Annotated in this window: 9 protein-coding genes and 2 pseudogenes; 9 read left to right on the top strand and 2 right to left on the bottom strand. The window is 68.0% G+C overall.

Annotation, left to right across the window (positions count from 1 at the left end):
* The 3 genes and pseudogenes from VG296_RS20420 to VG296_RS20410 form a co-directional block, all read left to right on the top strand.
* Window positions 1-587: pseudogene (locus tag VG296_RS20420) on the top strand (hypothetical protein); the annotation flags it as partial.
* Window positions 588-931: 344 nt separating this feature from the next.
* Window positions 932-1,738 (top strand): hypothetical protein, encoded by an 807-nt coding sequence (locus VG296_RS20415; RefSeq protein WP_325567947.1) that lies wholly within the window; start codon window positions 932-934, stop codon window positions 1,736-1,738.
* Between the two features lie 389 nt (window positions 1,739-2,127).
* A complete protein-coding gene (locus tag VG296_RS20410; protein ID WP_325567945.1) occupies window positions 2,128-2,676 on the top strand; it encodes an integrase core domain-containing protein in 549 nt (182 codons plus the stop codon).
* A gap of 310 nt (window positions 2,677-2,986) precedes the next feature.
* Here VG296_RS20410 and VG296_RS20405 read toward each other — a convergent pair whose 3' ends face one another.
* Window positions 2,987-5,194, bottom strand: a complete 2,208-nt coding sequence (locus VG296_RS20405) for a glycoside hydrolase family 42 (RefSeq protein ID WP_325567943.1) — start codon at window positions 5,192-5,194, stop codon at window positions 2,987-2,989.
* A 970-nt stretch (window positions 5,195-6,164) separates the two neighbouring features.
* Here VG296_RS20405 and VG296_RS20400 point away from each other — a divergent pair.
* The 6 genes and pseudogenes from VG296_RS20400 (at window position 6,165) to VG296_RS20380 (ending at window position 12,251) form a co-directional block, all read left to right on the top strand.
* Window positions 6,165-6,377 (top strand): hypothetical protein, encoded by a 213-nt coding sequence (locus VG296_RS20400; RefSeq protein WP_325567941.1) that lies wholly within the window; start codon window positions 6,165-6,167, stop codon window positions 6,375-6,377.
* Between the two features lie 580 nt (window positions 6,378-6,957).
* Window positions 6,958-8,007, top strand: a complete 1,050-nt coding sequence (locus tag VG296_RS20395; RefSeq protein WP_325567939.1) for a phytanoyl-CoA dioxygenase family protein — start codon at window positions 6,958-6,960, stop codon at window positions 8,005-8,007.
* Window positions 8,004-9,305: a DUF6271 family protein gene (locus VG296_RS20390; RefSeq protein WP_325567937.1), complete on the top strand. Its 1,302-nt coding sequence runs from the start codon at window positions 8,004-8,006 to the stop codon at window positions 9,303-9,305. Before VG296_RS20395 ends, VG296_RS20390 begins: the two co-directional genes overlap by 4 nt.
* Window positions 9,263-10,465, top strand: a pseudogene (locus VG296_RS20385) (type III PLP-dependent enzyme); the annotation flags it as partial. The gene VG296_RS20390 and the pseudogene VG296_RS20385, both read left to right, overlap by 43 nt.
* The gene (locus tag VG296_RS32970) at window positions 10,457-11,002 is read left to right on the top strand and encodes a GNAT family N-acetyltransferase (RefSeq protein WP_349259640.1); all 546 of its coding nucleotides are present in this window, start codon (window positions 10,457-10,459) and stop codon (window positions 11,000-11,002) included. The pseudogene VG296_RS20385 and the gene VG296_RS32970, both read left to right, overlap by 9 nt.
* A complete protein-coding gene (locus tag VG296_RS20380) occupies window positions 10,983-12,251 on the top strand; it encodes an MFS transporter (RefSeq protein WP_325567933.1) in 1,269 nt (422 codons plus the stop codon). The genes VG296_RS32970 and VG296_RS20380 overlap by 20 nt, the downstream gene beginning before the upstream one ends.
* On the opposite strand, the gene VG296_RS20375 is transcribed toward VG296_RS20380, so the two are convergent.
* Window positions 12,169-12,795 carry a hypothetical protein gene (locus VG296_RS20375; protein WP_325567931.1) on the bottom strand — a complete coding sequence of 209 codons (627 nt, stop codon included), beginning with the start codon at window positions 12,793-12,795 and terminating at the stop codon, window positions 12,169-12,171. The genes VG296_RS20380 and VG296_RS20375 overlap by 83 nt on opposite strands.
* Window positions 12,796-13,039: the final 244 nt, after the last annotated feature.

Genomic DNA, 13,039 nt, shown 5'->3' with positions numbered 1-13,039 from the left:
CCGTGTGGGCGATCCTGAAGAAGGCCAGGATCGACCCCGCGCCGCGACGCACCGGCCCAGCCCAGCCCGGCCCGGCCCGGGCGAGCTTCCCGCGCTCCCAGGCCGAGGCGACCCTGGCCACCGACTTGTTCACCGTGGCCCTGCTCGACAGCACCACCACCCGGCGCATCCACGTCCTGGGCGCCCCCGCGCACCCCACCGCGGAGCGGACCACGCAGATGGCCCGCAATGCATTGATGGACCTCGCCGAGCATACCGACAGGTCCACCTTCCTCATCCGCGACCACGGCCCGCAGTTCACCGCCGCCTTCGACGCCGTGCTCCACGCCGCCGACATCCGTATCGTCACCACCGGCATCCAGGCCCCGGCCATGAACGCGATCCAGGAACGCCGGCACCGCACCGTCCGCACCGCTCGACCGCACCCTGATATGGAACCTCACCCGACCGCACCGAGTCCTGGACGAATACGAATCCTTCTACAACGAGCACCATCACCGGACTCGACCACGTCCGAGTCACTCGCCACGACCGAATCGGCGGCATCCCTCACGAATACCACCCCGCCGCCTGACCAGCACGGATAGACTTCTCGGCGCCTCTCCGCCGAACGCGCAAGGCCGGGCGGCACAGCCGAAACCGTCACCGTCAACCGCTGAGCAGGGTCGGGAACGAGAGCTGCCTGGCGGTCCAAGCGGAGCCGCCGGGCAAGGGCAGAATGGGGCTTTGGCATAGTTCAGCCGCGAGGCCGAGGGCCCGGGGCGGGGTGGCGAAGGCGCGTCTGCGTGAGGTTTTCGTAAAGCAGACGTCATATTTTCGCCTGCGTCCTTGCGGGCGGCTCTGGGCCCCGGTTTGTTGGAAAGCGCTATCCACAGGCGCCGACCTGTGCGGCGACTGTGTACTACCACCTCGCGACAGGACGGATGTGCAGATGCGCGCACTGAGCAACGTAAGCAGGCCGAAGCACTCGCACGGCGGTTCCGCCGGCACCACTGGCGTCAACCGCAAGCGCGGCGCGATATTCCTCGGCACGCTAGCGCTCACCGCCACGATGTCCGTGACGCTGTTCGACGCGAACCCGGCCTTCGCGGCTGTGACGCCTGGCGGGATGGTGTCGGACGACTGGTCTTTCTCCGGCGCACCCTCCGCCGGATTGACCAAGCTCGCCTTCCCTATCACCGTCACCAGCCAGCCCGACGCCTCTAGCTACTACTGGGCGCAGCAGTTCTACTTCAAGAACCTCAGCCAAGGCGCCTACATCGGGCTCCAGCCGCGCTCCGGAGGCGGCGAAGCGATTTTCAGCGTTTTCGGCAGCGGCACCTCGAGCTCGAACTCGCACTGCAGTACGGGCGCCGACGGCGGGTCGGGCACCAGCTGCGCCATCAGCTACCCGTACCGCGTGGGCGCCGAGTACGAGCTGGAGGTCATCGAGTCGGGGACGAATTCCTTCACCGGCTCCGTGGTCGACGACTCCACCGGGGCCCGGACCACGATCGGCAGCTGGAGCGTAGCGGGAGCCGGGAACCTCAAGCCCAGCGGCGTCGGCTTCCAGGAGTACTACGACTCCGTCTCCTCGTGCAGCGCCATCCCCTACGGCCAAGCGCACTTCTCCCGCCCGTTCACCAACACCGGCGACGGCACCGGCGCGGTCACCAGCGGATCAACCTACGGCCACTGCGCGTCGCAGGGCAGCTACACACTTGACGGCAACGGCGGCATCACCATGACCGGAAAGTAGGAGGGCCAAGGCCGACACCGGCGCATTGTTCAGTAAGCCCCTGTGCCATGCCGGAACTCACGTATCGGCTGCGATCTGTGCCACCGCCTGGTCACGCGCGCGGCGGTGCTGGGCTGGCATCGACGGCTGGTGTCGAAGAAGTGGACCTACCCGAACCGTCCCGGCAGGCCGCCGGTGACCGAGGAGATGCGGGCTCTGATGCTGCGACTTGCCGCCGAAAATCGCGGATGGGGTTACGTCTGGATCCAGGGCGTACTGCTCGGTGTGGGCTACCGGGGTGGGGTTGGCACGGTCCGCCGGATCCTCGCCGCGACCCGGCGCCGGACCCCCGCCGCGGGTGCGCGGGCCCGTCCTGGAAGACGTTTCTGCGTGCCCGGTCCGAGGGCTTGTTGGCTACGGACTTCTTCCACAGCGACACGATCAACCTGCGCAGGCTGTATGTCCTGTTCGTGGTGGAGGTGCGTACCCGGCATGTGCACATCCTCGGGGTCACCGCGAACCCGGACGGTGCCTGGATGACGCGGGTCGCCGGCAACTTGATGGCCGACCTCGGCGAGCGCGCCGGCGCGTTCACGGGCCTGATCCGGGATCGCGGTGGCCAGTTCACCGAGAGCTTCGATGCCCTGTTCGCCTCCGAGGACGTCCAGGTCAAGAGGAGCCCGTCGAGGCTTCCCGCAGCGGACGGCTACGGCGAGCGGTTTGTGCGCTCGGTCCGCGCGGAGTGCACCGATCGGATGCTGATCTACAACGAGCAGCATGCGGCCAAGGTCCTGGCCGAGTACGCAGAACACTTCAACACCCATCGGCCTCACCAAGGCCGCCGCCGCGGCAACCGGCCGCCCGACCATGACGAGGCTGTCGTGATCTCGCTCGACGCCGCGATCCGCAGGCGCCAGCGCCTCGGCGGCATCATCAACGAGTATCAGAGAGCTGCCTGACACGCCCGGTAAACCATCAGATCAAAGGCGGTTACCGGTTTGGCATAGTGCAGGCGGTGACCAGCGGTTTCGGCCGCTCGCGCTGGGCTCAGAATGCATGCCGCGGCGGTCGGCGGCGAGTTGTCAGCTGACTCGCCGCACCCGGTAGTAATGCATGACAACGGCCACATAGGCCGAAGGCGTGTCGAGCCCACAATCGTGTCGACTTCATCTGCGTACTCTCGTGGTGTCCGCCACCACACTGGAGGGCCGCCTGGATGGCCCGGCTCCGCTAAGGGCCGGGCCACCCAGGGGCGGTGGATGGTTACTTTCAGGTGCCGGTGGACCAGAGGGCGGTTCCGGTCGCGCTGTAGATCACGACGTTGCCGTCGTTCTGAACTTCAAGGTATGCACCGCTGTTGCCGCTGGTCTTGCTGGACCACACGGCCGTGCCCGAGCTGTTGTAGAGGACGAAGTTGCCGTCGCTCTGCATGACAGCCCGGGTGGCCGCGGTGCCAGCGGTGCCCGAGGACCACAGTGCGGTGCTGCCCTGGTAGAGCACGAGGTTGCCGTCGCCCTGCATGTTCAGGCCGTAGCCGCCGTTAGCGGAGTCGAGCGCCTGGCCGGTGGTCAGTTGCTGGTTCGCGGTCAGGGTGCCGTTCGGGGGTGGGGTTGAAGTGCCGCCGCAACTGGAGGGTGCGGGGGTGCCTGCGGGTATGGCTCCGGATACGACCTGCCACTTGGTCAGCGAGGCCGCTGACAGGGCGGCCGCGGCGCACAGGCCGCCGGAGACCGCCGCCTGCGGGATGACGGTGCCGCTGGCGTTGACCAGGTGGTAGCTGCCCGAGGCCAGCCCGAGCCCGGTCGGGTTGATGGTGATCGGGTCGTTGTAGGCGGTGCTGGCGTTGATGTCGGCGAGCGTGAGCTGTGCGCTGGTCTTCGAGGAGGAGACGACCGGGACGACCTGCACGATGCCGCTGTTGGACAGTGTCGCGTACGCGGTGGCGTGCTGGGAGACCTGCGAGGAGGAGGTCAGCAGGGTTCCCCCGCCGTTCTTGTAGGACGTCAGGTTCGCATCGACGCCGTTGAGCGGCAGGACCGCCTTGAACGAGGAGAGTTTGATCGCGCCGTTGTTCACCTCCTGGCTGGTCACGATGTCCAGCCCGGACTGGAAGCCGTTCCAGATGCTGGCCGCTGAGGTTTGCACGCTGCTCAGGCTGCCGCCGCTGGTGTTGCCGTATCCCTGGGAGACGTCCATGTACAGGGCGACCGGCTGCTGCGGATACGACCCCGAAATCGTCTTGAGAGTCGGCAGCCAACTTATGTAGATGGGGAAGCCGACGACGTCCTTCTCGCTGCCGTCGTGCATGAAGAAGTCCTCACCGCCCGCTTGGGGGAACGTCATGCCGTAGCTGTCGAGCCACTGCACGGCGTACGCGGCGAGGTCCGAGTTCGAATTCGGAGCGGTCCACTCCTCGGCCACCTTCACGCCGTATGCGCGGCCCAGGCTCGTCAATGCCAGGGTCATGCCCGTGTTGCTGGCCGAGTCCGCGATGAAGGAGACGTTGTACTGCTTGGCCAGTTTGAAGAACGTGTCCGGGTTGTTGGCGTAGTTCGTCGCGTTGCCGTAGCCGCCGCCGTAGTAGTAATAGAGCGGCGTGCTCGCGGTGATGGCGCGCACGTCGGCGGTCAGCTGCCCGTAGGTCTGCTGGACGCTCCAGGCCCGGAACGCCTGGAACACGCCGAACAGCGACGCGCCGGAAGCCTCCGCGGGCACCTGGCTGAAGGACGAGTACGAGGTGCCCTCATCCGTGTTGAAAGTCGCGATCGTGCCGTAGGTGTCGGGCAGGTAGACGTTGCGGAACTCGGTGATGTCGTCGGTGGTGTAGCCGCCGCCCGAGCCGTTGAGATCCCATTGGGCGTCGAGGTAGCCGTAGTCCAGGATCGAACCGCCGTAGCCGGCCGGCTGGGCGATCGAGTTCTTGACGGTGTCCTCGACGTAGGTGAAGTACTCGGACTGCTCGGTGGAATTCCACCAGTCCGGCGCCGAGCCGGCCGTGCCGGTGCTGCTCTTCTCGAAGTCCTTGATCCAGGGGGCTGGGCTGCCGCCCCACCCGGACGACCAGAAGATCGGGACCAGCTGGATGCCGGCGGCCGCGGCGTTGGCCAAGTCCTGGTCCCAGATGGTGAAGCTGAAGGTGCCTGCCGCGGGTTCGATGGTGCCCCAGGGCATGTCCAGCTCGGCGGTGGTCAACCCGTCAGCCTTCAGGCCGGCGAAGTAGGACTCCGACCAGGCGGCGCCGTTGCTGTCGAATTGGAGCTGAGTGGACCAGAGCGGGGTCGTCGATGCGGCCGGCGTCGCGGCGCCCGCGCTGACGAAGGGGGCCGCGACCACGGCGGCGACCACGACCAGGACCCCGGCGATCGCGGCCGGGATCGGAATCGGGTACTTCCGCGGACGGCGCCCGCCCGGGGACGGGTCGGGACCCGGCGCGGACTGCTGCGCGTGGGCCCGTCCCGATCTTTTCCTGAATATCATCGCGTTCCGTCTTTCATGAAAGACCGTTATGCACCGCGGTACCGCGTGTGCCGACCTGAGAGGCATGGGAGAAGTCGCTGAAAGTGTTCTAGCGTATCTTCGCACCCGCGGTCGAGAGAATCGGCGGGTTCCGGGAATGATTTTTTCGGCGCACTGGAAACCATGGGATCAATCGGACAGGAAATCGCGAGTTGGTTAGTACATTTCATAATGGAAGGTAAAGACTTGTTCAAGGATTTCTGTGCGCCTTGAGACGCCGCGGACCCTCGACCGCAGGTACCCTGGCCTGGGTTGACTCGTGCCCGGAGCGGCGCGGATCAACCCTCCGGCAATATGGGATGGTGAACCGCGCACGACGGAAGAATCTGGAGCAGACACGGTTTTGAACACACTCTAGAGTCAGCACGTTTTTCGACACCGCTTTGGCATCTGTGCAGGTTGAGACGCTTGTGCTGTGGATTCAGGTCCAAGATATCGTGCCGGGAGTGCGGCCCGATTCGGCAACGCGGAGAAGTGAAGTTGTCACGTGGTTTCCCGCACCCCTTGGTGCAATGGGGCCGGAGGTAATCGAGTCGTGACGTCGCGTGTGATCCGTTGAATACCTCACCGCGGTCGCTTGATCACGTCTGGCGATGTGTCTGGATGGTGGTTCTGGGCTGGTCGGGCCGGGTGTGTGCTGCGGTCGAGTGATGCCGCGGGGCGAATCCATGGTCGTTGCCGTTCCGGGACGGGATCCTGATCTCCCTGGTGGTTGGCGTGCGGGAGGCTGTGGATCCGTGGCCGCCCGGAGACGCCGGTATGTTCTTGATGTCTCGATGAAACTCGTCTCATCCGGTGGCGCGGGGCTGTGGTGGGGACTGCCGCTACGAGCGCGTGGATCACGTTTCGCGCCTCGTACGGCCCTGCGGGGGGCACAGTAGCTGTTGCTCGCTGCGCCGGCCTCGTTGCCGAGCGTGTGATCTGCGTTGTCATGGATTCGACGTCTGATTACCGGCGTGGCGCGTTCTACCTGCTGGAGGATGCCATTGGGGAAGTCATGCTGGTCAACCCGGCGCACGCCGGGAACGTGCCGGGCCGCAAGACGGACGCGCTCGATGCGGCGTGGTGTGCGAACCGGCCGAGCACGGGCTACTGCGGGCCCCGTTCGTGCCTGTGGGGTTCAGAAAATGTCGATCGGGCGTGACGAGCGCCTTCGCCGCCGGGGTCAGGCTGCTGGCCCGTACTCGTTGATCAGCCCTCCAAGCACGGGTTTGCGCGCCCACCGGATCCCACCGGCGATGTGTCGGTGGAGCGGTTTTCAGCCGGTTGAGCAGGCTCCGTGCGGTCGAGCCGTGGCGCCTTCTCGTCGTCTGTTCTGGGACGGGATGCCGACGTCCTCGTCGACTGGCTCGCGGGGCCGTGGATCCGTACCCGCCCGGTGACGTCGGTATGTCTTCGATGTCTCGATCAAGCTCGTAGCTCCGCGCGCTTGCCGACGATTTCGGCCACGGGGTTGACACGGCAATGTGGTCTAGTCCACCTTGGTATCGCCATCCCGGCGCGGATGAGGGTCCGTATTCAGCAGTCGACGCCGGGACGGACGAGCCTGGTCAACAGTGGTGTCGGCCGGGTGGATTCACCTGCAGTGACTATACGTAGTCTTGCATACTCTCTGGTGTGACCGGTCCTGGGCGCATTTCGCGAGGCGCCGATTTTCCTTTCGTCCTGCTTTTGGGTCGCACCACCGCATCCCGAGGCACCGAACTGCGAGGGACACCTCCCGCATGCCCGCACACTCCGACCAGTACCTGCACCGCGCCTCCGGCGACATCCCCTATTTCAGCGCCGACGGCGACACCTATCTCACCCAGTTCCCGTTGCGCGATCTGGCCAAGTCCTTGCCGCTGCGCGTACTCACGCCCGAGGACTTCACGTTCTGGCAGACCTACGGCTACATCGTGGTGCCCGAGGCGATCACCTCCGCCGCGGCCACTGCGTTGCTGGAGTTCGCCTGGGACTTCCAGCGCCTCGACCCGCACGACCAGGAGTCCTGGTACGCCGAGCGCCCCTACCGCTCCGACCTGGACCGTGAGCTGCACATCTACGGGTTCGTGGAGGCCTACCACCACCAGCTGATGTGGAACAGCCGCCAGACGCAGCGGGTGTACGACGCCTTCGTCGACGTCTGGGACTGCGCGGAGCTGTGGGTCACCCTGGACCGGCTCAACCTCAACCCGCCGAACGTGCGCAACCGCGACAGGAAGCTGATCGCGCCCACCGACTCCGGGTTCGACATCGAGTTGCACTGGGACGTGGACTCCACCCGGAGCGTGCCGCAGCAGCGGGTGCAGGGCATCATCGCGCTCAATGACACCGAGCACGAGCTCGGCGGCTTCCAGTGCGCGCCGGAGCTGTTCCGCAACTTCGACCGGTGGCGCCTGGACCAGCCCGCGGACCGCGACCCGATACGCCCGGCCGTGTCCTGGGACGAGTTCCCGGTGGTGCGCCCGCAGCTGCATGCCGGCGACCTGCTGATCTGGAACGGCATGCTGGCGCACGGCGTCGCGGGCAACTCCTCGGAGAAGGGCGTGCGCTCGGTCCAGTACCTGTCGATGATGCCCGCGCTGGAGACGCATCTGGAGCTCACGCGCTCGCGGGTGGACTCCTGGAGCACGCTGAGCACGCCGGAGTGGAACGGGACGCTGCTCGGTGACGCGTACGTGCACGAGTCGCTGCGGTACGGGACGGCCGAGCTGACCGAGCTCGGCGAGAAGCTGCTGGGCCTGCGCTCCTGGCACAGCGTGGCGACGCCGGGCGAGGAGCGGGCGGCGTGAGGACGCGGATCTGCCTGGCCCTGCCGACGAACCGGTCCTGCACCGACGCGATCGCGGCGCTGCACGCGGAGGCCGCGTACGGCGCGGCGCACTTCGAGGTCGAAGTCCATGTCCTGATCCTGGATTCCTCCGATGCGCACACGCACGCCGCGCATCGCGCCGTGGTGGACACGCTCGTGCCGGTGCCACACGTCGCCGTGCACCTGCTCGACGAGACCGCGCAGCGCGTCTTCCTGAAGCGCGCGATTCAGGACTCAGGGCTCGATAACCCGGAGAAACTGCTCGGCCTGATGCTGCCCGAGGGCGTGTCCTACGGCGCCTGCACCAACCGGGCTTTTCTGATCGCGGCCGCGCTCGGCTGCGAATCCGTGCACCGCCGCGACTCGGACAGCGCGTATCAGACCGTGCACGGTCGCCCCGTCTTCCCGATTCACCACGAGCTCGTCGGCATCGGCCGCCGCGCGGGTGACGTGGTCGGCGCCGTCACCGAGGGCACGCTGGATCCGGCGCAGGCGGAACGGACGGTAGTGATCGCGGGCGCTTCGTTCGTCGGCGAACCGTCCGTGGACATCGGGGAGATCGAGCGGCGTGACAACGATGTCTACCACGAGGTCGTCAGCCTCTGGGCGCCTATGGACTGGACCGAGGAGCGCAAGCGCGAACTGGTGAGCGAATCGTTCCGCGGCGCCGGGCTTGAGCCTTTCGCGCACGACCACTCGGTACTCGGCCGCGTCGACCCGATGCGGATCGACATGTGCAACATCGCCTTCCACCGCGAGGCCTTTGAGCGCGTGCCGCTGCTCCCGGCGCTCGACACCATCGGCAGTGACTACTTCCTCATGCACGCCGTCTACGACGCACAACTGCCAGGCGTGCTGCACAACCGCCACATAGTCAACTACTACACGGAAGAACGCCGCACCGACGCGGGATTCGCCGCCTACCAGCTGCGCTTCACCAAGTTCTTCCTCTCCATGCTCTACCTCAACTTCATCTACGAGCGGATGGGCGAGGCGGGCGAGGCGCTCCTGGACGCCGAGGGACGGCTGCGCTCCGAGGCGATCGTTGACCTGGCGCGGGAGAGCGCCCGGCTCGACACGGTGGAGAACAGTTGGCGGCTCGAGACGATCGACCGCTGCTACCGGAAGCTCGGCGGGCGCTACGCCGCGTTCGCCGACTCCATCGCGCTGCGCCATGCGGAGCTGATCGACCGGGCGCGCGCGGACATCGAGGAGTTCGCAATGCTGACAGAGGCCTGGCGGCCGCTGCTGCGCGCGGCACGGGATGGCGTCTCGTGATCCTCAACTCCGGGCTGCGCGACGCGCTGGCCGCGGCCGACGGCGACCGCATCGTGTACGACCTCGCGGGCATCGAAGAATGCTACGACCACCTGCGCGAGCAACTGCCGGGCGTGGCCGTGCGCTTCGCGGTCAAGGCCTGCCCGCTCGACGAGGTGATCGGCGCGCTCGCCGCCCGCGGCGCCGGCTGCGACGCGGCAAGCCCGAACGAGATCGCGCAGGCGCTGCGCATCGGCGTGCCGGCGGACCGGATCCACTACGGCAACACCAGCAAGTCCGATCGGAACATCGCCGACGCGTACGCGCTGGGCGTGCGCGACTTCGCGACCGACAGCGTGCAGGACGTGGCCGCGATCGCCGAGCACGCGCGCGGTGCGCGGGTGTTCTGTCGCGTGGCCACCACCGGCGACGGCGCACTCTGGGGGCTGAGCCGGAAGTTCGGCTGCTCGCCCGCGGACGCGGTGACGGTGCTGGAGACGGCGCGCGACGGTGGCCTGGTCCCGGCCGGGCTCTCGGTGCATGTGGGCTCGCAGCAGATGCGGCCCGGCGCCTGGCGCGCCGCGTTCGAGGACCTGGCGGGCGTGATCAGCATCCTGCGAACCCGCGGGCTCTCGCTGCGGTACGTCAACCTTGGCGGCGGCCTGCCCGCGCTCGGCTACCTCGACCGGCACGGCCAGCCGCTGGAACCGCCGCTGGACAAGATCTTCGCGACCATCCGCGACGGCATGCAGCACCTGTCAGAGCTCAGTGAAAGCCCACTGGACTTCGTCGCCGAGCCCGGCCGCTACCTCATCGCCGACCACGGCGCGATCCGCGCGCACGTGCAGCGGCTCTCTTCACGTGAACTGCTCAACGGCGAGCGGCAGCACTGGCTCTTCCTGAGCGTAGGCAAATTCAACGGGCTCTACGAGATGGACGAGCTGCAGTACCGGCTCGTCTTCCCGACGCACGAGGGGGCGGCCACCGTCCCTGCCGTCGTGGCCGGCCCGACCTGCGACAGCGACGACGCGTTCGCGCACGACGGCGGCCTTGTCGAGGTCCCGGCGGCGCTCGCCTCCGGCGACCCGGTGTGGATCCCGTCCTGCGGCGCGTACGCCACGAGCTACACGACGCAGGGCTTCAACGGGATCGATCCGCTGCCGCAGCAGTGGGTGCGCGGGCCGCGGGTGCGCGCGATCACCGAGGCGGACTGGGACGCGATCGCAGAGATCGAGCACGCGGCTTACGCCCCGCTCGGCCTGTCCGAGGGACGCGATGCGCTGCGCTCCTGGGCGGCCCTGTCGCCGGACACCTGCTTCGTGCTCGAACTCGACCAGCGCGTTGCAGGGTACGTGCTCGCCCTGCCGTACCCGGCGGGCCACGCACCGCGCCTCGGCCAACCCGAGGACACGGACACGGCGGACGTCGCGGACGCCGCCGGGTTCTCCGGCAACCTGCACTTGCACGACCTGGTGCTCGCCGCGGACGTGCGCGGGCGCGGCCTGTCCAGGCCGCTGCTGCGCCACCTCGAGGCGGCCGCGGCCGTGCGCATGTTCGAAGAGGTCTGCCTCGTCTCGGTCGGCAGCAGCGCGGGTTTCTGGGCCGCGGCCGGATACCGGGAGCGGCGCGAGGTGGCGGTGGCCGAGGCGTACGGACCGCAGGCCGTGTACATGTCGAAACCATTGGAGGTTGATCAGCTTGCCACGTATCCAGGATGAATTCCGTCGTGCCCAGGTCGCCATCGGAGCCCTGTTCCTGCTGCTCGGGTTCCAGTACGCCACCTGGGTGTCACGGCTGCCCGCGATCAAGGCGCGGCTCGGTCTGTCCGACTCCGAGGTGGGTCTGCTGCTGATGGCCTGCGGCGTCGGCGCCGCCGCGTCCTTCCCGCTGGTCGCGACGCTGATGAAGAAGTTCGGCACGCGTCGAATGTGCGTGGCCTCGGCGGGCGTGCTCGGCCTGCTGCCGCTCGCGCTCGGCGCGGCGCCCGACTACCCCGTCGCGCTCGTCATCGTGTGCTGCGACGGCGTGGGCGTGGCGTGCCTGGACGTCGCCATGAACGCCCAGGGCGCCGAACTGGAGGAGCGCTTCGACCGCAGGGCGATGGGCAAGCTGCACGCGACGTTCAGCGGCGGTTCGCTGCTCGGTGCGCTGCTGGCCTCGGCGATGAACGCCGCGACCTCCAGCCTCGAAGCGCACTTCGCCGTCTCGGCTGCGCTGCTGCTCGCGGTGCTGGCGTACGCGCAGCATGACCTGCTGCCCAATGTCGCGACGGAGTCCCCGGCCGAGGCCGACGCGTCGGCGGCGGCGACCGCGACCGAAGCCGTCGAGCGGATCCCGGCGGAGGCGAAGAAGCGGCGCTTCCCACTGCCCACGCGGATCGCGCTGTGGATGGGCCTCGCGATGGCCTTCGGCACCATCGTCGAGGGCGCGATGAACGACTGGTCGGCGCTGTACCTGAAGAACTTCGCGAAGGCCGCGGCCGGGCTGACGCCGATGGGTATCGCCGTGTTCTCCATCACCATGGTCGTCGCGCGGGTGTGCTCCGACTCCTGGCGCAAGCGCTGGGGCGACGGCCGCGTCGTCATCCTGGGCAGCGCGCTCGCCTGCGTCGGCCTCGCGGGCGCGGTGCTGGTCGGCGGCGTCTTCCCGGCGCTGGTCGGCTTCGGCCTTGTGGGACTGGGAATCGCGTCCGTCACCCCGTGCGTGTACGTGGCCGCGGCCGGGCAGGGGGCCGACGCGCTCGCCCTGGTGGCAGCGCTGGGCACGGTCGGTCTGCTGGCCGGCCCTGGTGTCATCGGCCTGATCGCGGGCGCGGGCGGGCTCGGTTGGGCGATGGGTGCGGTGGCCGTCGCCGCAGCAGTCGTCGCCGCATGCACCTCGCGCATCAGCTGGGTCGCGAGCGCGGCCGCGACGGCACCGGAGTCCGGGTCCGCAGCGCCCGACGCGCTTCCGGCCACCGCCGGCTGAGGTGCAGGCACAACGTTGAACGCTGCGGCTTCTCCGTCGTCCAGGGAGCCGCAGCGTTCAACGCACCCGCGCAGCAGGCCCGTAACCTGTTGATGGACCTTGACGACGCGGGGGTGCGCGCCCGGTTCTTGATCCATGACCGTGATGACTGCCCGCTCTCGGCATTCAGCGCGACGATCTTCAGCGCAAGCGGGGCGGGCCACGCGTGCGACGGAAGCCGCGACTCGATCACCGCGCGTCGCTCCGGCTCCGACACGGTCGCGGCGTCGAGCGCGAACCTGCCCACAGCCTGCCGCATCTCCGTAACGGAGGTGGCACCGCGCAACTGATCGGCGATCTGCGCACCGAAGCTCTCCAGGTCCACGTCGGCCATGATCTCGGCGGCCTGCAACTCGGGCTCCGTCTGCCGAACGTACACTCCCTCCAGTCTCAATCCGCTACCCAGTTGCGCGGCGACAGTCGAACCCGCGGACGTCCCCACGATCGTGTCGACCGCCGTCACATCCTGGCCCGCATCGGCCAACCCCGCCAACAAGCCGATCATCCACGAACCCCGGCGACGCCTCCGCCGCCGAGCACCAGCGCCTCAGTCACGTCATATCCTTTCGCCCGCCGACGGGGCTTCCAGGTGGCCGTTGGACCAGCACTTTTGGACAGTATGTCTGACACGGCGTACGGTACTTGTGAGTGGGTGCGGTCATGTCGTCAGACATGATGTCCGATTCTGCGTCGGCGCAGCCGGCGCGCACGCAAGGAGGAGAGCGCCATGACGCGGACGTATGAAGAGC

It is taken from the genome of Actinospica sp. (assembly GCF_035552695.1).
In the GTDB taxonomy this organism is placed as follows: Bacteria; Actinomycetota; Actinomycetes; order Streptomycetales; family Catenulisporaceae; genus Actinospica.
This window is presented reverse-complemented; position numbering and strand designations above follow the sequence as displayed.